The organism is Nocardia neocaledoniensis, from assembly GCF_029868625.1.
Lineage (GTDB): Bacteria > Actinomycetota > Actinomycetes > Mycobacteriales > Mycobacteriaceae > Nocardia > Nocardia neocaledoniensis_A.
In genome coordinates this window covers 1-21,478 of the sequence record NZ_JARWOJ010000067.1, presented here as the reverse complement: position 1 = coordinate 21,478, position 21,478 = coordinate 1, and the positions used below count along the sequence as shown (strand labels likewise).

Annotated in this window: 15 protein-coding genes; 10 read left to right on the top strand and 5 right to left on the bottom strand. The window is 70.6% G+C overall.

From position 1 onward, the window contains the following. Positions 1-1,554 (bottom strand): adenylate/guanylate cyclase domain-containing protein, encoded by a 1,554-nt coding sequence (locus QH270_RS04115; RefSeq protein ID WP_432420291.1) that lies wholly within the window; start codon positions 1,552-1,554, stop codon positions 1-3. A gap of 39 nt (positions 1,555-1,593) precedes the next feature. On the opposite strand from QH270_RS04115, the gene QH270_RS04110 reads away from it, so the two are divergent. The 5 genes from QH270_RS04110 (at position 1,594) to QH270_RS04090 (ending at position 7,729) form a co-directional block, all read left to right on the top strand. Continuing rightward, on the top strand, positions 1,594-2,826 hold the full coding sequence (locus QH270_RS04110; RefSeq protein ID WP_280338968.1) for an AI-2E family transporter: 1,233 nt from the start codon (positions 1,594-1,596) through the stop codon (positions 2,824-2,826). Further along, positions 2,807-3,985 (top strand): MacS family sensor histidine kinase, encoded by a 1,179-nt coding sequence (gene macS, locus QH270_RS04105; protein WP_280338967.1) that lies wholly within the window; start codon positions 2,807-2,809, stop codon positions 3,983-3,985. The genes QH270_RS04110 and macS overlap by 20 nt, the downstream gene beginning before the upstream one ends. Positions 3,986-3,999: 14 nt before the next feature. After that, positions 4,000-4,656, top strand: coding sequence for a response regulator transcription factor (locus tag QH270_RS04100; protein WP_280338966.1), 657 nt, complete (start codon positions 4,000-4,002; stop codon positions 4,654-4,656). Between the two features lie 59 nt (positions 4,657-4,715). Then, entirely contained in the window at positions 4,716-5,381 is a 666-nt protein-coding gene (locus QH270_RS04095) for a DUF1707 SHOCT-like domain-containing protein (RefSeq protein ID WP_280338965.1), read from the top strand. 638 nt (positions 5,382-6,019) lie between these two features. Continuing rightward, on the top strand, positions 6,020-7,729 hold the full coding sequence (locus QH270_RS04090; protein WP_280338964.1) for a DUF2339 domain-containing protein: 1,710 nt from the start codon (positions 6,020-6,022) through the stop codon (positions 7,727-7,729). A 97-nt stretch (positions 7,730-7,826) separates the two neighbouring features. Here the strand turns inward: QH270_RS04090 and QH270_RS34500 are convergent, their stop codons facing one another. From QH270_RS34500 to trmB, 3 genes are read right to left on the bottom strand one after another with little or no spacing between them, the layout of a single operon-like run. Then, on the bottom strand, positions 7,827-12,635 hold the full coding sequence (locus QH270_RS34500) for an MMPL family transporter (protein WP_348537630.1): 4,809 nt from the start codon (positions 12,633-12,635) through the stop codon (positions 7,827-7,829). Next, entirely contained in the window at positions 12,636-13,331 is a 696-nt protein-coding gene (locus QH270_RS04080; RefSeq protein ID WP_373867087.1) for an NYN domain-containing protein, read from the bottom strand. A gap of 23 nt (positions 13,332-13,354) precedes the next feature. Next, entirely contained in the window at positions 13,355-14,176 is an 822-nt protein-coding gene (gene trmB, locus QH270_RS04075) for a tRNA (guanosine(46)-N7)-methyltransferase TrmB (RefSeq protein ID WP_280338963.1), read from the bottom strand. 166 nt (positions 14,177-14,342) lie between these two features. Here trmB and QH270_RS04070 point away from each other — a divergent pair, with 166 nt between their 5' ends. From QH270_RS04070 to QH270_RS04060, 3 genes are all read left to right on the top strand, one after another. Next, a complete protein-coding gene (locus QH270_RS04070) occupies positions 14,343-15,452 on the top strand; it encodes a hypothetical protein (RefSeq protein ID WP_280338962.1) in 1,110 nt (369 codons plus the stop codon). Continuing rightward, positions 15,439-16,911 (top strand): hypothetical protein, encoded by a 1,473-nt coding sequence (locus QH270_RS04065; RefSeq protein ID WP_280338961.1) that lies wholly within the window; start codon positions 15,439-15,441, stop codon positions 16,909-16,911. Before QH270_RS04070 ends, QH270_RS04065 begins: the two co-directional genes overlap by 14 nt. A 240-nt stretch (positions 16,912-17,151) precedes the next feature. Beyond that, on the top strand, positions 17,152-18,984 hold the full coding sequence (locus QH270_RS04060) for a phosphoenolpyruvate carboxykinase (GTP) (protein ID WP_280338960.1): 1,833 nt from the start codon (positions 17,152-17,154) through the stop codon (positions 18,982-18,984). Positions 18,985-19,037: 53 nt separating this feature from the next. Here the strand turns inward: QH270_RS04060 and QH270_RS04055 are convergent, their stop codons facing one another. After that, positions 19,038-19,877 (bottom strand): HD domain-containing protein, encoded by an 840-nt coding sequence (locus tag QH270_RS04055; RefSeq protein WP_432420292.1) that lies wholly within the window; start codon positions 19,875-19,877, stop codon positions 19,038-19,040. Positions 19,878-19,908: 31 nt separating this feature from the next. On the opposite strand from QH270_RS04055, the gene QH270_RS04050 reads away from it, so the two are divergent. Together QH270_RS04050 and QH270_RS04045 are read left to right on the top strand one after the other, a co-directional pair. Continuing rightward, a complete protein-coding gene (locus QH270_RS04050; RefSeq protein ID WP_280338958.1) occupies positions 19,909-20,859 on the top strand; it encodes a GlxA family transcriptional regulator in 951 nt (316 codons plus the stop codon). A gap of 286 nt (positions 20,860-21,145) precedes the next feature. After that, positions 21,146-21,478 (top strand): hypothetical protein (locus QH270_RS04045; RefSeq protein ID WP_280338990.1); only part of this gene is annotated, 333 nt, incomplete at its 3' end.

The window sequence follows — 21,478 nt, the reverse complement described above, 5'->3', positions numbered from 1 at the left end:
TCAGCCTAACGAACGCAGCTGTTCGCCCTGCTCCTCGTCGGGCGCGACCGCCGCCGGCTTCGGCCAGGCCAGGCGGGTTTTTCTGCGTCTGCCACGCAGCTGGACCTCGTCGCCGGTTTCCCAATGGTCTTGCTCGCTTTCGTCGGCGAAGTAGAGCGCGCTGCCCGAAGCGAGAACGCGGCCGGGTTGATCTTTGGCCAATTCGGTGAGCCGCGACGCCTCGTTGACGGGGTCGCCGATCACCGTGTATTCGAAACGATTTGCGGCGCCGATGTTTCCGGCGACGGCCAGGCCGGCCGAGACGCCGATGCCGACGTCGAGGCTGGTCACCTCGCGCAGTGCCTCCCGCAGATCGCGGGCGGCGGCCAGCGCGGCGCTCGGTGCGTCCGGACGGTCCAGCGGCGCGCCGAAGATGGCGAGCGCGGCGTCGCCGACGAACTTGTTGACGAAACCGTGGTGGCGATCGATCACGTCGACCACCACCCGGAAGAACTCGTTGAGCAGGCTGACGACCTCGGTCGGCGGTCGTTCGGCCGCCGCGGCCGTCGAGCCGACCATGTCGACGAACAGCACCGCGACGAACCTCGTCTCACCGCCGAGCTCGGTGCCGTAGTCGAGCGCGCGCTGGGCCACCTCCTCGCCGACGTGCTGGCCGAACAGTTCCTGCAGCTTGCGCCGCTTGGCCGCCTCTTCCATCATCCGGTTGAAACCGACCTGCAGCAGCCCGATCTCGCTGCCGTCGTACACCTCGACCTGCACGTCGCGCGCGCCGGCCTGCACCCGGTCGATGGCCTGGGACAGCTGCCGCACGGGGTCGGAGATGGACGAACCGGTCAGCATCGACAGCGCCAGCGCCTGCATGATCACCACGCCGCACAGCAGCAGGATCGAGATGGCCAGCGAGTTCGCGGAGAACTTCACGTCGGAGGAGATCTGGGTGACGCACAGCAGCACGATCGCGATGGTCGGCGCGAAGGTGCCCATGCCCCAGGTCATGGCCATCCTGGTGCCGACGCCCGGGGTGAGGGTGTGGTCGAAGGTGCCCTCGGTGAGCGCCTCGGCGGCGACCGGGCGCAGGATGCGTTCGCCCAGCATGTAGGTGAAGCCGAACACGATGGTGGCGGCCATGCATTCGGTGATGATCACCGCGCCGGCCAGCTCGGGCGATTCGACGATGATCAGCGCCGCCAGGATGCCGCCGCCGATGATCCACAGCACCAGGTGCACGATCGCCTGCCGAAGCGGCACATGCAGGGCCGCCATCTGCTCACGCCTGCTCGGCGGGCCGCCGCGCATCTGCCAGCGCATCACCGGCCGCAGCATCAGCGCCGCGGCGAAGATGCTGAGCACCGCGGCCGCGCCGAAGACGAGCACCGGCGCGAGCAGCCCCGTCTGGCGCACCGCACCCGCCTCCCCCTCGGGGACCGGCAGACCGTACTGGATGAACGCCCACACCAGTACGGCGCCGAAGGCGTTGGCCAGCAGCACCGACGTCAGATACAGCGGCCAGCGCGTTCGCATGGTCTGTTTGACCGCTTCCAGTGGCGCCGACACGACCACCAATCTAGCGTTCGGACCGATAGGCTCTCTCGGGTGACCGACCAGAAGGTAGATTCCGTGTCCCCGCCCGCGCCTTGGCGCGCGGACGCGGAGGCAGTACATCCCCTGGTCCGGAAAGCGGCGGCATGGAGCTGGCGGCTGCTGATCATCTTCGCCGCCCTCCTCGCGGTCGGCATGTTGGTCCAGAAATTCGCCACCGTGGTGATCCCGCTGGCGATCGCGCTACTCGCCGCCGCGCTGCTCGCGCCCCTGGTCGACTGGATGCAGCGGGTGGGGATTCCGCGCTCGCTGGGCGTGTTCGTCGCCCTGGTCGGGTCGATCGGGCTGCTCGCCGGGATCATGACGTTCGTCGTCGAGCAGTTCGTCGACGGTGTGCCCGGCCTGTCCAACGAGGTCACCAACAGCGTGCACAAGGTGCAGGACTGGCTGATCAACGGCCCGGCGCATCTGAGCGATCAGCAGATCCGCAGCGCGGGCGACACCATCGTGCGCACCGTCCAGGACAACCGCGAGGCGCTGACCAGCGGCGCGCTCACCACCGCCACCACGATCGGGCACATCCTCACCGGTGCGTTCCTGATCCTGTTCATCCTGATCTTCTTCCTCTACGGCGGCGACCAGATCTGGCACTTCATCACCAGGATCATTCCCACCGCGCATCGGGAAAAGGTCCGCACCGCCGGTGAACTGGGCTTCGGCACACTGGTCGGGTTCGTCCGCGCGACCGTCGTGGTGGCCGCGGTCGACGCGATCGGCATCGGTGCCGGCCTGGCGATCCTGCACGTGCCGTTGGCCCTGCCGCTGGCGTCGCTGGTGTTCATCAGCGCGTTCATCCCGATCATCGGCGCGTTCTTCGCCGGGTTCGTCGCGGTCTTCATCGCGCTGGTCACCAAGGGCCTGGTGACGGCGCTGATCGTGCTCGGCATCATCATCGCGGTGATGCAGCTGGAAGGCCATGTGCTGCAGCCGCTGCTGCTCGGGCGCGCGGTGAGCATCCATCCGCTGGCCGTGGTGCTGGCGATCGCCGCGGGCCTGGTCGTCGGCGGGATCGCGGGCGCGCTGCTGGCCGTGCCGTTGATCGCGGTCGGCAACACCGCGATCCGGTATCTGCTGGCCGACAGTCCCGAGGAGGTCTACGGCGAACTCGCGGGCGGCGAGGAACGCAGGCTCTTCTCGGCCGAGCCGGACAAGCCGGAACCCGGCCGGTTCGACATCACGCGCACGCTGCGCAAGGCGGAGTCCGGCGATGCGGACCCACACAGCTGAGCTGAGCTCGACCGACGCGGCGACCGCGCCCCTGTGGCGGGCCGCCCAGGCCTTCCGGCTGGTCACCCTGCTGTACGCGATCGGCCAGCAGATCGCCTCGGCGCCCTACTATCAGCATCCGCGGCTGAGCTGGGTGCTGATCGCGGTGATGGTCATCTGGTCGGGCACCTCCGCGCTGTTGCTCTCGCAGTGGTACTTCCCCGCCGCCACCGGGCGGATCCGCGGCTGGGTGGTCTTCGGCGACCAGGTGGTGACGGTGCTGCTGATCGCCTCGACCCGGCTCGTCGCCGATTACGGCTGGTACCACGGCCATCAGACGCTGCCGACCACGTTGTGGATCGCGAATTCGGTGATCTCCATGGCGATTCTGCGCGGCCCTGTCGCCGGGGTGATCGCGGGGCTGGCCATGTCGGCGGTGGTGGTGACCGTGCGCGAACAGTGGGGGCAGGACGTGTGGGGCGACGCGACGGCGCCGGTGCTCGTCTCCGTCGGGCTCGCACTGGGTTTGGCCGCCAACACCGCGCGCCGCGCCCAGGTGCAGGTCGAGCGGGCGCTGCGGATCACCGCCGCCGCCCAGGAGCGGGAGCGGATCGCGCGCGAGGTCCACGACGGTGTGCTGCAGGTGCTGGCCTACATCAAACGGCGCGGCTCCGAGATCGGTGGTCCTGCGTCCGAACTCGCGCAGCGGGCCGGGGAACAGGAAGTGGCGCTGCGGGTCCTGCTCTCGGAACAGGCCGAACTGCCCGATGCGGGCGAGGCCGAGGTCGATCTGCGGCCGCTGCTGACCGCGCAGGCCAGGCCGAAGGTGACGGTGGCGACGCCCGGTGACCCGGTGCTCGTCGCCCGCTCCGCCGCGCACGAGATCGCCGCCGCCGTCGCCACCGCCCTGTCGAACGTCGACCTGCATGCCGGGCCGGACGCGAAAGCCTATGTGCTGCTGGAGGACACCGGTGACATGCTGGTGGTGAGCGTGCGCGACGACGGCGTCGGCATCCCCGCAGGCAGGCTGGCGGCGGCGGAAGCAGAAGGGCGGATGGGGGTTTCGCGCTCCATCGTCGGCCGGATCACCGAGCTCGGCGGCACGGTCGAACTGCTGAGCGAGGGTGACGACCTCGGCACCGAATGGGAATCCCGGATTCCGCGCCGGCCGGCGCGGTGAGCGAAGGAGCGGCGATGACCGACGACGCGATCACGGTGATGGTGGTCGACGATCACCCGATGTGGCGCGAGGGCGTCTCCCGCGACCTCACCGAGGCGGGCTTCGCGGTGCCCGCCACCGCCGACGGCGTCGGCACCGCCACCCGGCGCGCCGCCGCCGTCCAGCCCGACGTGGTCCTGATGGACATGCAGCTCACCGACGGCAACGGCGCCACCGCCACCGCCGAGGTGCTGCGGGTGTCTCCGCACAGCCGGGTGCTCGTGCTGTCGGCCTCGGCCGAACGCGACGACGTGCTCGACGCGATCAAGGCCGGGGCCAGCGGTTACCTGGTGAAGAGCGCGTCGGCGGCGGAGCTGATCGAGGCCGTGCGCGCCACCGCCGCCGGTCAGCCGGTGTTCACCCCCGGCCTCGCCGGTCTCGTCCTCGGCGAGTACCGGCGGATGGCGACCGCGCCGGAGGCCGCCGACCAGCCGCATCGGCCGTCGCTGACCGAGCGGGAGACCGAGGTGCTGCGGATGGTCGCCAAGGGGCTCTCGGCCAAGCAGATCGCCTCGCGGCTGAGCCTGTCGCATCGCACGGTGGAGAACCACGTGCAGGCCACCCTGCGCAAACTTCAGCTCGCCAACCGGGTCGAGCTCACCAGATACGCCATCGAGCAGGGCCTCGAGTGAACGGAATTGGGGGTTTGCCCTGATGTGCCGACCCTGATCCGCTGGCTACCCTCGATCACATGGGCGGTCCCGAATCCCTCTCCGTACCCGGCGCCACGGCCTTCGGGCCGGTCGGCGACCGCGACCTGCGCGTCTCCGACGCCGAACGCGAACACGTCGGCCAGCTGCTGCAACGCGCCGTCGGGCTCGGCATGCTCTCGCTCGGCGAGTTCACCGAACGCATGGACACCGCGCTAGCCGCGAAGACCCGCGGCGAACTCAACGCGGTGCTCGTCGACCTGCCCGGCATGCGCGTCGCGGGCGCGCCGCAACCCGCCGCCATGCCGAGACCGCGCCCCGTTCCGCCCGGCGGGTCGACGCCCGGTCTGATCCGCAGCCGCCTGTCCGGCGTGCACCGGCGCGGGCCGTGGCAGGTGCCGCCGGTGCTGCACCTCAACAACCTCATGTCGGGCGTGACCCTCGACTTCACCGAGGCCGTCATGCAGACCCAGATCGTCGAGATCAAGATCGACGACTACTGCACCGGCATCACCCTGATCGTCCCCGCGGCCGCCACCGTCGACCTCAACGGCCTCGACCTCATCGGCTCCAGCGTCAACAACAAGGTCCGCACCGGCCCGCCCATCGGCCCGCTGCACCTGGTGGTGCACGGCCGCGTCCGCTTCGGCTCGGTCACCGCGAAGTACCCGCTGATGGTGCAGTGGCGCCGTTTCCTCGGCGCCTGACCGTTTTCGGGTAGGACCCCCACGCCCCACCGGGTGTTTCTACTCATGTCCTGAGCTGGCCGTTCGCCGACCATGAGGACATGAGTACCGCCATCGATCCCACCCTGGTCGCCCGCCTCGCCGACGAGTTCACCACCCTCGGCACCCAGATGGGCCGCCTCGGCGTCGACCTGGACGCGCTGCGTGCGCAGTTGCAGGGGTCCCGCCTGTCGGCCGCCGAGGAGGGGCCTGACGCACAGACCGCTGTGGACGCCTGTGGACAGTCGGCTCCACCATCGCGTGCGGACGACCCGCCACGGCGTACCGAGAGCTCGGGACCCGGCCGCGCTGCGGGCGCGCCACCCGCGGCCCAGCCTTCCGGCGTTGTGGGCGACACGGCTGTGGATGACGCGGAATCGAAGCGCGGTCGGACCGCTGTTCCGGCGGCGGGTGTGGGCGGTGCGGGGATGCCGGGATCCGCTGCGGCCGGGTCGGGTCTTCCAGCTGGGTGGGGGTATGGCGTGCCCGTTCCCGGTGGGGTTCCAGGCAACGCTGGTTGGGGGCGAGGTGGGTGGAGCGGGCATGTCGTTCCTCCGCCGGGTGTGGGCGCGCAAGGCGTTGGGGCGCAGGGGCAGCCGGGGCCGTACTCGGGTCCGCCGATGATGCGGGGTGGACGGGCGGCGCCGGGCTGGCATGGTGCGCCCGGCTATGCGCGCGGTGGGCCGGTGGCGGCTGGGCAGGGCGGTTGGGCCGCGCGGCCGCCGCGGACTCCGTGGTGGCAGCGGGAAGGGGTGATCTCGCGGGCGCTCGCGGTGGCGGGCGTCGGGGTGACCCTCGTCGGGGTGTTGATGCTGTTGGTGTTGGCGGCACAGGCCGGGTTCTTCGGGCCGGTAGCGAGAGTTGTTGCCGGTGGCGTCTTTTCGGCCGCGCTGGTCGGTGCCGGGTTGCGGGTGTTCGGGCGGCCGGGCGGCCGGGTCGGTGGGATCGCGTTGGTGGCCACCGGGATCGCCGGCGGATATCTCGACGTCGTCGCGGTGACCGGGTACTACCACTGGGTGCCGGCCGGCGTCGGGCTGGTGGCGGCGCTGGCTGTCGCGCTGTTCGGCCTCGGGGTGGCGATGCGGTGGCAGTCGCAGCCCCTGGCGGTCGGCGTGGTGCTCGGTGCCGCGCTGTTGTCGCCCGCGCTCACAGTCGAATTGATGCTGCTCGGCTTCCTGTTGGTGCTACAAGCGGTGGGAGTACCCGTGCAGATGCGCCGGAGTTGGCCGGTCCTGCATGTGGTGCGCACGTTGCCTGTCGTGTTCGCGTCGCTGTGCATGGTCGCGGTGCACGGTCTCGCGGGGGCGACTTCGACCAGCGAGGTGGTACGGCGCGGTGGGCTCACCGCCGCCGTTATCGCCTGCGCGGCGATCGGTGTGGTCGGCGCGCTGCTCGTGACACGCCGCCGCCCCGGCGATATCACCGCCGGCATCACCATCGCGGTCACGGCGCTGCCGGTGCTGGCCGTTGCGGTGCTGTTCGATCGGCTGCCGTCGGCGGCGATGACGGGCGGACTCGCCGCCGTCCTGCTCGCGCTCGCGGCGACCACACTGGTTCCCGCGCTCGCGAACGAGCTGCGCATCCCCGGGCACACCGCCCTGGTCTGCGCGCTGACCGGCGCTGTTGCCCTGCTCCAGACCTGCACCACGGCCACCGGTGCCGAGCCCGATCTGCTGCCCACCGCGCTCTTCGCTGTCGCGTTGGCCTTCCTCGCCGTCGCGGCGACCACCCACACCCGCGTCGGTGCCGGGCTCGGCCTCGCCTTCGCCGTACTCGGCGGCCTCATCCTGTTCGCGACGGCGAATCCGGAAACCCTTGCCCTGCAACGCCTCGCTGACCAGAACCTCGATCTCGCGACCGCCGTGTCGGCACTGCTCGGCCTCGGAGTCGCGGCCATGGTCGTCTGGACGGTCCCCCGGCTCCCGGGTTGGCGTGAGCAGGTGCTCGTCACCGGGGTGTGGATCGCTGTGAGTATCGGCGGACTCTACTTCGTGCTGGTCGCCGCCGTATCACTCGGCGTAACCTTTGGTGCCGCAGACGGTTTCGTCGTCGGCCACAGTCTCGCGACGATCGTCTGGATGGCCGCCGCGACGGTCTCGCTGTTCTACGGGCTGCGCAGGATCACCCGCTCGCCCGCGGTGGCGAAGGTCTGCCTGGCCTCCGGCCTCCTGGTCGCGGCCGCCGCACTGGCCAAGCTGTTCCTGTTCGACCTCGCGACGCTGTCCGGACTCGTGCGGGTCGCGGCCTTCCTCGCGGTCGGAATCCTGTTGCTGCTCACCGGAACGCGGTATGCCCGTGCCTTCGCCGACTCCGGCGTGTCCAAGACGTAGGGTCCCCCGGCAGCGAGCGAGACGAGCGCCTGCGAGACAACGGAACCCACGGCGCGATTCTCGCCGTGGGTTCCGCCGTGTCAGCTGATCGGCCCGCTCAGTCGGAGTCGTCCTCGCGGCGACGCAGCAGTTCGTTCACGCTCACCGTGCGTCCGTCACCGGCCTGGTGACGACCCTCGTCGGGGGTCGTGCTGCCGCGTCGCGAGGACCGCAGCTGCGCCATCCAGTTCTCGATCTCGTTCCGGTTGTTCTGTGGCGCATCGGCTGCCTCGTCGCCGGAGTCGTCGGTGGCGCGCTCACCGCTCGGCGTCGGCACGGCGGTGAATCCGGCGGGAGCCTGCCACTGACCGGCCGACTCCGCGGGGCCACTCTGCGAGTCATCCGCACCGCGGCTATCGGATTCGTTTGCGGCGCGCGTCGCGGACTCGGTATCGCCGGTGGGCACCGCCGTGAACCCCGGCGGCGCGACCTGCGGCCGAACCTCACCGCGCACCGAATCCTGCTCCGCCGCAGCCTCAGCCGGCGAGAAGCGTGCCCCGCCGTCGACCTGCGGGGCCTGGAACCCGCCGGGCGCACCCAAGGAGGCACGGCGAGGTCCGGCTGCATTCTCGCCACTCTGCGCCGGCTCGGCCGCACCGTCTCCGCGGCTCGTCCCGTGCGGATCGGCGGCCCTGTTGCGATGGCCAGTCGCCGCGAGGCCCTCGCGTCCCGGCGTGCTCGGTTGTGTGGTGCCGTAGCCGCCGTCGGCGGGTGCTGTGCCGCCATGACCCGGCGAAGCGGGGTGGGCGGCGCTGTCTCCGCGGCCCGGCGCGATCGGATCCGCGTCGTATCCGCGATCCAACGGTGCCGAGCCGGTCGCGCTGGTGCCGCGATCCGGCGTCACCGGGTCGGCGGGGTGCTCCGCGCGACTCGCCGCATCCGGCTGCCCGTCTTCGAAGTCCGGGGCGGCTCCGCGACGCGGCAGCGGCGGATTCGCGGTGCCGTTCTCGCGGCTACCGAGTGGGCCGACCGCCGGCGGGTTGGCAGGGGCGGCACCGAATCCACCATGGGCGGGACCGGATTCAGGGGCGCGGAATTCGTTCGCGGCCGTGGGGGCGCCGGCTTCCCGCCAGGAGGGCGAGGGCGACTGGGGCTCCACCGGGACCGGCGTGCCGAAGACGCCGCGTGCGGCGGGCTGGTCGGCGTCGGGGGTGTCGCCCGCAGGTGCGCGGTGGGCGCCCGGCGTCGCTTGGCTCGGCGGCGGGAAGGAGCGCGAATCCTGTTCGGGCGCGGGCCCTTCCGGCTCCGGTGCGGCCTCGTGACCGACCGGGGTGAATCCACCGAACGTGCCACCGGCGGGCGGGTCGACCGGTCGCGGCGTGGGCGAGACGATGCTCGGCGGCTGCGGGTTGGCGATCCTCGGCACCGGCGGGACGAGACCCGGCGGTGGGTTGACGATGCTCGGCGCGGGCGGCGGCACGATGCCCGGCGGCGGCGTGCTCACGCTGGGCCGCGACTGGTTGACGATCGGTCGCGCCGAATCCTCCACGGGCGCACCGAAGCCGGGCGCCTCATCGGGCGTCGACACCCTCGGCACGGGCGGCCGGTCGGCCGAAGGCGGCGTGAAGCCCGCCGGGGGCTGCACCCGCTCCGCACCGCGCGGCGGCGTGGTCTCGCGAGGGACGCGGGTCGGCAGCTCGCCGCCGATGACCCCCGGCGTACCACCGTCGCCGAAGCCTCCACCGATGACGCCGTTCTCGCTGAGCCCGGAACCCGAAGCACCACCGGTACTCTCGGTATCCCCGAACCGTGCCCGACCTTCGCCCGGCATGCTGAGCCGAGGCCCACCCTCCGGCTCGGAAGTCGCCGCGCCCGACGCACCGAAGGCCGAGCCGACGTTGGGGTCGGCCGAGTCGGGCCCGCTCGATGCGCCGCCGGAGCCGAGGTCTTCGCGCCCGCCGAAGCGATGTTCAGCCGACGCGTCGGAGGGCAGATTCAGGCGAGATTCGCCGGGGGCCACGGCGTGTGCGCCGCCGCCCGCAGGACCGCCCGGTGCGCCGAAGCTCGGGTTGCCGGAGGCCTCCGGGCCCGAAGTGCCGCGTGCGCCGAAGCGAGTTTCGCGCGCCGTGCCCGGCCCCGGCTCGCTGGACCCGCCGAAGCGAGGCTCAGGAGTTGTGCCGAAGCTCGGCCCGCCTGAGGTGCCGGAATCCGGTGTGTCGGCGACAGGATCGCCGAAGGCGCTGAAGTTGCCGGGATCGTCACCGCCGGTGCGGGATCCGGGTGCGGTATCGCCGAGGCGGGGGCCGAAGTCGCCGCTGGGCGGCTGCGGATCGGTGCCCTGGCCGGGCGAATCCGCTCGGCCGCGACCCGTTTCGGGGGGCGCCGCGTCGGGCTTGACGATCGGCAGGATCTGGGTGGGATCACCACTGCTCGGCGGATCCACTCGGCCCTGATCGGGTTTGGGCGCCTCGGGCTTGCGCGTCGGTCCGCCCGAGAGCATCGGGGCGCGAGGACGAGTCGGATCCGGCGACATCGGCGGACGCGGGCGGGCAGGCTCCGCGGGGTCGGTGTGCTCGGTGATCTTGTCCAGGTGCGCGGTCGGCGCCTCGGCCTCGATCTCGGCGACGGTGCGCGGGCGGCGCGGGGTCTTGGCCAGCTTGCTGTCGGGGACCGAGGCCAGCTGCATCGTCGGCGGATCGGTGATCGGGGTGGTCTTCACCAGGTCGACCACAGAGCCCTTCTGCGGGCGCTCGTCGTCGAGGATCGGCTCGCCGAGACCGATCTTCTCCTGGATCCGCTTCATCCACTTGGGTGCCCACCAGCAGTCGTCGCCGAGCAGCTTCATGATCGCGGGCACCAGCAGCATGCGCAGCACGGTGGCGTCGATGAACAGCGCCGCGATCATGCCGTAGGCGATGTACTGCATCATCACCATGTCGGAGAACGCGAACGCGCCGGTCACCACGAGCAGGATCAGGGCGGCGGCGGTGATGATCCGGCCGGTCTGCGCGGTGCCGATCCGCACGGCCTCGGTCGTCGACGCGCCCTGGGCGCGCGCCTCCACCATGCGCGAGAGCAGGAAGACCTCGTAGTCGGTCGACAAGCCGTAGATGATCGCGATGATCAGCATCAGCACCGGCGCGCTGATCGGCTGCGGCGTGAAGTTCAGGATCCCGGAACCGTTGCCGTCGATGAAGATCCAGGTGAGGATGCCCAGCGTCGAGCCGAGCCCGAGCGCGCTCATCAACGCGGCCTTGATCGGCAGCACCAGCGAGCCGAAGGTCAGGAACATCAGCACGAAGGTGGAGAACAGGACGATCAGGATCATCCACGGCATCAGTTCGAGCAGCGTGTCGATACTGTCGGCCATGAGGGTCGGCTGCCCGGTGACGTACATCGTCACGCCCTCGGGGACTTCGATCGCCCGCAGATAATCGATGGTCGGTTCGGCGTTTCCGGTGGGATCGACCAGGGTCGCCGAGGTCCGGTAGACGGTGCGGTCGTCCGGCGGGTTGGACGGCACCGCGAAGGGCTCGACCAATCCCGGCGCCTGGTTCGCCTGCTTCCAGACCTGACCGATGGCGTCGGTGTCGGACTTGTCCCCGGACTCGACGACGAACACGAGCTGGACCGGGTCGGTCTTCTTCTGCGGGAAGACCTCGTAGAAGTGCTCGAGCGCGGCTCGTGTCGAGTTGTCCGGCGGCAGGTACTTCTCGTTGATACCGCCGAAGGCCAGGTTCTTGACCGGGATGATCAGCAGCAGCAGCCCGACGGTGACCGGGATCGCGATCTTGAGCGGATGCCGCATCACCCAGCGGGTGAGCTTGCCCCAGAAACCGTTCTCGATCTCCTCAGCGGTCTTGTTCTTGCGGAACCGCTTGAGGCCGAGCATGTCCACGCGCGGGCCGAGCACGGCCAGCATGGCGGGCAGGATCGTCACCGCGGTCAGCGCGGCGAGCGAGACCGTCGCGATGGTGCCGTACGCCACCGAGCGCAGGAAGCCCTGTGGGAACAGCAGCACGCCGCCGAGGCTGGCGATGATCATGGTCGCGGAGAAGACGACCGTTCGTCCCGAGGTCACCACTGTTCGCCGGATGGCGGCCGGGGTGTCGTAGCCCTCGGCCATCTCTTCGCGGAAACGGCTGACTATGAACAGGCCGTAGTCGATCGCGAGACCGAGACCGATCATCGACACGACACCGGTGACGAACGAGTTGACGTCGGTGAAGTTGGTCAGCGTCATCACGATGCCGTTGGCGCCGATGATCGTCAGACCGCCGATGATCAGCGGCAACCCGGCCGCGACGATGCCACCGAAGATGAAGAAGAGCAGGATGGCCACCGCGGGCAGGGCCAGCACTTCCATCCGCTTGGTGTCGTGCGCGATGGTGTCGTTGAGGGTGACACCGAGCGGCTGCAGGCCCGAGACCTCCACATCGACGCCGGGTATGTAGAAGACATCCGCCACGACCCGGTAGTTGGCCATGATGGTGGTGTCGTTGTCACCGACGATCGCGATCGAGGCGAACGCGTGCTTCTTGTCCTTCGAGCCGAACGCCGACGGCACGGCGGGCGCGTCGCCCACCTTCCAATAGGTGCCGTTGATCTTGGCGATCTGATCCGGGTGCTCGGCGAGGGCCGAGGTCAGATTGCCGACGACCTTCTGCTGGAACTCCGGGTCATCGATCGTCTTGCCCTCCGGGGCGTTGTACATGACGATGACGTCGGCATTGTGGTCACGTCCGAAGGCGGCGTCGGCGATCTCCGCGCCCTGCACCGACTCCGAGCCGGGGTCGAACCAGCCGCTCTGCGTCAGGCGGTCGCCGAGTCCGGTGCCGTAGGCACCCAGCGCCAACAACGCGGCACCGACAACACCGATGACGGCGAATCGGAACCGATAGACCAGATCGCCCCAGCGGGTGAACACTTAAGCGACTCCTTGACCAGGGCGAGACGTGAGCAGTGCCGACAGCGGCCGGAACGGCTGCAGCCAGGCACCCTCGTCGGGCAGCGAATCGAGGCTCACCCGCGGTAGCGGTTCCCGGAATACGCCGGGGATGTCCTCGAGATCGACGAACTCGAGAGTATCGGAAGTGACAGCCCAACTCGCGTGCTCACGGAATCCGAGGACCTGAGCTGGGATTCCCTTGGCGGCGATCGCCTCCAGCGGTTCCCGGAACGCTTGACCGTCGGCCGAGGCGACCATGATGCCTGCCAGCCCGCCGGTGCGCTCGCGCAGCGCGATGTGGGCCAGCATGTCGGCGTCGACGTCGGAATCCTCGTCGATCTTCGGTTTGGCGAAGACGGCGAAACCCACATTGCGTAAGGCCTCGACCCACGGCCGGACCACATCGGCGGTGCCGGGCGCGATATTGGTGAACACGGTGGCCTCGGGTTCGACGCGGCCCTTCGCGCCGACCGACAGCTCGGCCGTGCGCGCGAGCAGCCACCGGCCGAGCGCGTCGAAACGGGGGCGATAAGCGGCGGTGGGACGTCCACCGAGGATGGCGCCGAGTCCCATGTCGAGGTTCGGTGCGTCCCAGACGAGCAGGACGCGCCGGACGTCGGAGCCGGAACTACCCAGCGCCTCGCTGCCGGCTGCTCCCTGGGCGATATCCGGCATCTCGGTGGCGATCTCACTCACGCTCATCTGTCGATCTTCCCCCATATGAACTCGTTGATGGCGCTACCGGCACGCAGGCCTTTGCCCTCGAACTTGGTGACGGGCCGTTCGAAACCGATCGGCGCGGTGATCCGGCTGGCCGCGCTGTCGCCACCCGTGGTGTCGTTCAGGCCGGTCAACAGTGGTTCCGCCGAGCCTACTTCGAGAATGTGCTCGGCGTAGTCGGCGTGGTCGGTGGCGACGTGCAACACACCGCCCGGCTTCAGCCTGCTGGCGATCAGCGCGAAGGTCGGCGCCTGCAGCAGCCTGCGCTTGTGGTGGCGCGCCTTGGGCCACGGGTCGGGGAAGAACACGCGGACGCCGGTCAGCGACTCCGGGGCAACCATGTTCTCGAGCACGTCGACGGCGTCACCGCGCAGCAGCCGGATGTTGCTGATCTCCTCGCGCTCGATCTGCTGCACGAGCTGGGCCAGCCCCGGCTGGTAGACCTCGATGCCGATGAGATTCAGGTGCGGTTCGGCCTGCGCCATGGCGGCCGTCGCGGTGCCGGTGCCGCAGCCGATCTCGATGACCAGCGGCGCGCTGCGGCCGAACCAGGCGTCGGCGTCGAGCGCCTCGTTGGCGACATCGCGGCCGATCACCGGCCAGGTGCGCGCCCAGGAGGCCTGCTGATTCGGCGTCAGCGCGCCGCGCCGCGAGCGGAAGCTCGTGACGCGGGGGTAGAGGCGCGATCCGGTGGTCGAGCGACGGCCCGCCTCGTGCGGGATCTCGGACAGCTTCGGATGGGACGGCTGCCCCGGCACCGACTCGACTGGGTGGTTGGCGGCGTCGTTCACATCGCCCATTGTCCAGCATGCGCCGAGCTACGTCGCAGCCGCGTGCGCCGGGTCGGCCCGCGCGGGCGAGGGCCCCGTCGTGTTGCGGCGGTGTTGCCGCAGGTCGGCAGACGGTTCGCGACGGCCGCCGCGCCGCCGATCTGACAGAATGCCCTCCGAAAAGGGGGTGTGCAGCATGTCGACAGCCACCGAATCCGCGCAGACACGGGCATCCGACCAGCTCGATCAGCTGATCTCGACGCTCGCGGCCGGTCGGGGTGGTGATCCGGCGGTCGCCGACCGGCTCGCCGCCGCGGTCGCCCTCCGTCGACGTCCGCTGCGGATCCAGGTCGCCGGGCGGGCGTCGAGTGGGCGCAGCACGGTGCTGCGCGCGCTGGCCCTGCTGTCGGCGGAGGAGACGGCGCCGGTCGACCAGCCGGGGGAGCCCGATCCGGTGCTCGACGGCGATCTCGTCATCTATGTGCTGGCCGGTGCGCCGCAGGCGGCCGATCATCGGGTGCTGGCCACGCTGCCACCGGGGCGGGGTGTCGTCGTGCTCAACAAGGCCGACGCCGTGGGCGCGCGCTGGGGTGAGGCGGTGGCCGCCGCCGACCGGTACGCGCGCGAACTCGGCCTGCCGATCGTGCCGGTCGTCGCCTCGCTGGCGGCCAGGACCAGGGCGGGCACGGTGGACCCCGCCGACCGCACCGACCTGCGCAGACTCGCGGTCGGCCCCGACGTGCCGTCGGTGCTCGCCGCCGACCTGTTCATCGGCAGCGGCTCCGACCAGGACGCGCGCCGACGGCTGCTCGCCAACTGGGACCTCTACGGCGTCGACTGCGCGCTCACCGCGCTGCGCGCCGACGCCGAGCTGAGTTCGGCCGCGCTGATCCAGATCCTGCACTCGGCCAGCGGCGTCGATCCGCTGCACCGGCTGGTGCACCGCCGCTACGAGCAGGTGGAAGCCGTGCGCGGCGGCGAACTGCTCGACGAGCTCATCCGGCTCGCCGCCAGGGCGGTGCCCGGTGACGGCGGCCGTGCCCGCGAACTCATCGAGCACTACCTCACCGGCGACGACGCCCTGTGGGCCGGACTCTGCGCCGGACTGGCCTGCCCGCAGGTCTCGCACCTCGCCGCGGGATACCCCTCGCCGACCCCCGCCGACGCCGACGAGGCCCTGGCCCGCGCCACCCGCTGGCGCGCCGTCGTCTCCAGCGATATGCCGCCCGCCGCCCGCCGCGCCGCCCTGCGCGTCCACAACGGCTACATCCGAGCCTGGGAACGGATGAGCAGTGCCGGACTCTGACAGACCGGCCCTCGATCCGGCGGCCGAGGCTCAGCTCCTCGCCGTGATCGAGCGGTGGAACCCGCAGGGTGTCGCCCTGTTGCGGGCGGTGGGGCAAGTCGGACCCGGCACCGGGACCGGAGTCGCGCTCCATGCCGTCGACGACGCCAACACCACCCTGCTGCGCACCGAACTGGCCCGCTTCGAACCGCGCATCGACCTGGTCGACCCCGCGGCGCCGGACCCGGCGGCCGCGCTGGTCCTCTTCGACGCGGGCAGCGTCCTCGGTGCCGACCTGCTTGCCCTCATCGACCGCCTGCGCGCCGCGGACCGACCGATCGTGCTCGCCATGAACGGCTTCCACGCCTACGCCGATTGGCAGGCGATCCGCGAGCGCAACCTGGCCCTGCTGGCCGACCGCGGGTGCGCCGATCTCGACATCATCGCGGTCTCGGCGCGCCTGGCCGCTGCGGCCCGCGCCGCCGACGACTCCGCCCTGCTCGACCGGTCCGGCCTCGCGGGCCTGCACGCCACCCTGGCGGCGGCCACCGCGCAGCTGCCTTCCGACAGTCCCCAGCGCGGCGCCGCCGTGCTGACCAGGGCGATCGCCGATACGCGGGCACGGATCACCGAGCAGATCGCGGCGCTGCGCTCCGGCGCCGAGTCGAGCCGGATCAGGGCGGAACGGGTCGCTCTGCTGGCCGAGCGCGACGGCGGCCGTCAGACCGGTCTCGCCTCGGTGCGCAGCCAGGTGCAGCTGGCCCGCGTCGACCTCACGACCGAGGTCGGCGCGATGATCCGCGCGCTGCACACCCGCTCCCGGGCCGAACTCGACCGCTGCGACCGGACCGAACTGCGCGAGTACCCGCGCCGCCTGCACCACGCGACGGCCGAACTGGCCACCGCGGTCGACCTCTCGATCGACGACCGCGTGCTCGAGACGGCCCGCCGGATCGGCACCGCCGCGCCCGCCGCACGCAGGCACGATCCGGCGCCGCGACTGGGACCCGACCCCGACCCGCGACACCGCGGTGTCGAAGATCACCTCATGATCGCGGTCGGCGCGTCGGCTGGCGTCGGCCTCGGTCGTCTGGTTGTCGCGCCGCTGTCGCTGGTGCCCGCGCTGGACGTCGCGACGGTCCCTGTGACGCTCCTACTCGGCGCCGGCGCGGCCTACTGGGTGGTGCGTGCGCGCGGCCAGCTCGCCGAGCGCAACCACATGGCGCAGTGGGTCGCCGAAGCGCTGGTGAATATAAAGGCCCAGCTCGAGCAGCGTGTCGCGGCGGTTCTGGTGGATGTGGAGGCAGAATTGGCCGAGCACGTCGTCCGCGAATCGACGGCACGGGCGGTGGCTGTCGACCGGCGCGTGGCCGAGCTGGACGGCTTGGCCCGGCGTTTGCAGGCCGAGCGCCCGGCGCAGCTGGCCGCGTGCGAGCGCGACCTCGCCGTCCTCGATCGCGGCGCGGGCACGATTGTTTGATCGACCTGTGGGTAAGTATCAGGGAACCCGATTCCGTATCGATCGTCATATCGCGTTAACCTTTAACCAGGAACCTGGGCGTCCGCTCCGTGCCAGTCGATGCGCGGCCTCCGTCCGTGGACGGCGCTGTACGCCGTCCATTTGGGGTTGTGCGGTGGTTGGTTCGCTGCGGACGCCTTCCCGCCCGGTGGCGATCGATGGACTTCGCATCGAAGAACCGCCCATCTCAGGAGAGTTTTCATGACCTCAGCGACCATTCCTGGTCTTCGTGGATCCGACGGCACCGCGCCGACCGAGCACAGTGAACTGCTCGCCTGGGTACAGGAAGTCGCAGAGCTCACTCAGCCGGACCGCGTGGTCTGGGCCGACGGCTCCGATGCGGAATGGGATCGCCTGACCACCCAGCTGGTCGAGGCGGGCACCTTCAAGAAGCTCGACGAGAAGAAGAAGCCGAACTCGTTCCTGGCGCTGTCGGACCCGTCCGACGTCGCCCGCGTCGAGTCGCGCACCTACATCTGCTCCAAGACCGAGGCCGACGCAGGCCCGACCAACAACTGGGTCGACCCCGCCGAGATGCGCGCCACCATGACCGAGCTGTACCGCGGCTCGATGAAGGGCCGCACCATGTACGTGGTGCCGTTCTGCATGGGCCCGCTCGGTGCCGAGGACCCCAAGCTGGGCGTGGAGATCACCGACTCCGAGTACGTGGTCGTCTCGATGCGCGTGATGACCCGCATGGGCCAGGCCGCGCTGGACAAGCTGGGCAGCGACAAGCCGTTCGTGAAGGCGCTGCACTCCGTGGGCGCCCCGCTGGCCGAGGGCCAGGCCGACGTGCCGTGGCCGTGCAGCGACACCAAGTACATCACCCACTTCCCCGAGGACCGCGAGATCTGGTCCTACGGTTCCGGCTACGGCGGCAACGCCCTGCTCGGCAAGAAGTGCTACTCGCTGCGCATCGCCTCGGCGATGGCGCACGACGAGGGCTGGCTGGCCGAGCACATGCTGATCCTCAAGCTGATCTCGCCCGAGGGCAAGAACTACTACGTCGCCGCCGCGTTCCCGAGCGCCTGCGGTAAGACCAACCTCGCGATGATCCAGCCGACCATCCCGGGCTGGCGCGCGGAGACCCTGGGCGACGACATCGCCTGGATGCGTTTCGGCGCGGACGGCCGCCTGTACGCGGTGAACCCGGAGTTCGGTTTCTTCGGCGTCGCGCCGGGCACCAACCACAGCTCCAACCCCAACGCGATGGCCACCATCGACGCGGGCAACACCGTCTACACCAACGTCGCCCTGACCGACGACAACGATGTGTGGTGGGAGGGCCTGGAAGGCGAGCCCGAGCACCTGATCGACTGGAAGGGCAACGACTGGGTCCGTCGCGAGACCGAGACCCTGGCCGCGCACCCGAACTCGCGCTACTGCACCCCGATGTCGCAGTGCCCGATCCTGGCGCCGGAGTGGGACGACCCGCAGGGTGTGCCGATCTCGGCGATCCTGTTCGGCGGTCGCCGCAAGACCACCGTCCCGCTGGTCACCGAGTCGTTCGGCTGGGAGCACGGCGTGTTCATGGGCGCCACCATGGGCTCCGAGCAGACCGCCGCCGCCGAGGGCAAGGTCGGCACCGTGCGCCGCGACCCGATGGCGATGCTGCCGTTCCTGGGCTACCACGTGGGCGACTACCTGAACCACTGGATCACCCTCGGCAAGAACGCCGACGCGAACAAGCTGCCGAAGATCTTCTACGTCAACTGGTTCCGTCGTGGCGAGGACGGCCGCTTCCTGTGGCCCGGATTCGGTGAGAACTCCCGCGTGCTTGAGTGGATCGTCGGCCGGATCGAGGGTCGCTCGGGCGCCGAGGCCACCCCGGTGGGCAACGTGCCGTCGGCCGCCGATCTCGACCTGGAAGGCCTCGACGTGGTCGTCGCCGACGTCGACGAGGCGCTCGCGGTGAACGTCGACGAGTGGCGCAAGGAGATCCCGTCGATCGAGGAGTGGTTCGAGTTCGTCGGCGACAAGCTGCCGTCCGGCGTGCGCGACGAGTTCGAGGCCCTCAAGGAGCGCCTGGGCTGATCGGCCCATGAACCGCGAACCGCCCGTACCGATTTCGGTACGGGCGGTTTCGTCTATTCGGCGAACGGCGCGAGCTTGATCAGCTGGAGGAAACCGGTCCCGTTGAGCCAGTGGATCCGGCCGTCGGGTACGGCGGCGGCCTCGGCGGTGAAGCGGGCGATCAGCTGGCGTTTGAAGTCGTGGCGCGGGTGGCGGGCGAGCAGCTCGTCGACCCAGTCGGGGGCGAGGTCGGCCAGTCGTCGGCCGATGACGTCCACCGAGGCGCCCGCGGAGACGAAACCCCCGGCATCGCCGAGATTTTCGGCCGCATTCGGATTGAGATGCGCGGCGATCGCGGCACCGATCGCCTCGGCCCGGTCCGCCGGGGCGCCGTGCCGCACGGCGAACCCGTGTGCGGATTCCCCGGATGCCACCGCGAAACACCTTCCCGGCGTGGGCTTTTCGAGTTTCAGGTCGTGCAGCAGACTCGCGACATAGGCGATCTCGTCGTCGTACTCGACACCGTCCAGCTCGGCCAGCGCGCGCGCGAAGAAATAGGTACGGAACGAATGTTCCAGCAGTGAGTCCGAAAGGTGTTCGCGTGCTTCGATTTCGGCGGCCCTGGCGAGTGCGGTGTCGGGAACACGCGCCTCGTTCAGGTCGAGTCGGCCCGCGCCGCGTCGGCCCAGCGCCTGGCGAACGCGCTGGGGCACCAGCGCCGGCACCACACGTACCAGGCCGACGGTGAGCGCGCGGCGCTCGGCGGCGGTGAGATTGCCGCCGGAGCGGGTGGCCCAGTCCCAATCCAGGGTGGGTGTCGCGATGGGCATGGTCGGTCTCCTCGAACGCCGAAGTTCACTGTCTCCTCGAGTGTGGCGAGGAGGACGACGGCCGTGAAGTGGCACGAATGCCAGCGATGCGTGGATTCATGCCAAACTGGAGGACATGATCGAGGTCGCGGCGCTCGCCCTGGACGGGGTGATGACCTTCGACCTGGCCTGCGCGGTCCAGGCGTTCCGGCACGGCCCCGGTGTCACCGGCGAGCCGGCCGGCTTCCGGATGCGTACCTGTGGGATCACGCCGGGCCCGGTGTGGACGCCGAACGGCTTCGACCTGCGTGTCGAACACGGCCTCGAGCTGCTGGCCGAGGCCGATCTGATCGTCGTCCCCGGCATCGGCCTGCCGACCCTGCCCACTCCCGAGCCCGCGCTCGACGCCCTGCGCGCCGCCGCCGAGCGCGGCGCCACCATCGCCTCCATCTGTATCGGCGCGTTCGTCCTGGCCCAGGCCGGCCTGCTCGACGACCGCCCGGCCACCACGCACTGGGGCTACTGTGACCAGTTCGCCGCGCTCTACCCCGCCGTGAAGCTCGACCCCACCGCGCTCTACATCGACGACGGCGACATCCTCACCTCGGCGGGCCTGTCGGCCGGGCTCGATCTGTGCCTGCACATCGCGCGCCGCGAACTCGGCGCGGCGGCGGCCGCCGACCTGGCCCGCTGGAACGTCGTGCCGCCGCACCGGGAGGGCGGACAGGCGCAGTACATTCCGCAGCCGATGGGTGGCGGCGATCCACACGGCGGCCTGGCCGCGACCCTGTCCTGGGCGATCGCGAATCCCGCGGCCGCCGTGGATGTTTCCGCCCTCGCCGCGCACGCGCTGATGAGTGAGCGCACGTTCATCCGGCGCTTCAAAGCCGAAGTGGGCGCCACGCCGGGCGCCTGGCTGGACGCGCAACGGCTCGGCCGGGCACGCGAATTGCTCGAACGCACCGACCTGCCCGTGGAGACGGTCGCGCAGCGCGCCGGCTTCGGCAGCGTGACCGCGTTGCGCGATCACCTCCGCGCTGTGACGGGCCTCACTCCATCGGCGTACCGGCGGTCTTTGCGCCGCTGACCAGAGTTCCTGTGCGGCGCCGAATTTCACCGCCGGAATCGGGCCTCAGGGCGGCGGAGACCGGTGCAAGCGAACTCGGAGTTTTCGCACGCCGGGGACATCGGACGATTTCCCCGGCTCGATTCTGGGTATATCTATCGATGTCAGAGGGTCGCTGGCGGTGGAAGGGCGTTGTCACCTATATTCCTGCGCAGGCTCCTCCGCACGTCGCACCATCCGAGCTAACTCCCCTTCGAGACTCCACACCGCCACAAGCGGTCCCGATGAGATCGACGCTGAGAGGTGGTTGACGCATGACCGATCTGGTGACCAGATCCGAGTCGGACACGTACTCCAGCACGCCCTTGCAACGGGTGGCAGGTCGGCTGCAGCGTGCGCTGCCGCCGGGGGGGGGGGGGGGGGGGGGGGGGCGGGGCCCCCCCCCCCCCCCCGGGCGGGCGCCGCCGGGGGGGGGGCGGGGGAGGGCGCGGCCAGGGACGAGACCACACCGCTGACGGCGCTGGCCTGCCACACGCTGCTGCGCCGCGCGGCGATCGACGTCGGCGCCGATCCCGAAGTACACCAGCTGGTCCAGGGCGGTGCCGCGGTCGGCGAGATCCTCGTCGAGGACTCCAGGGTG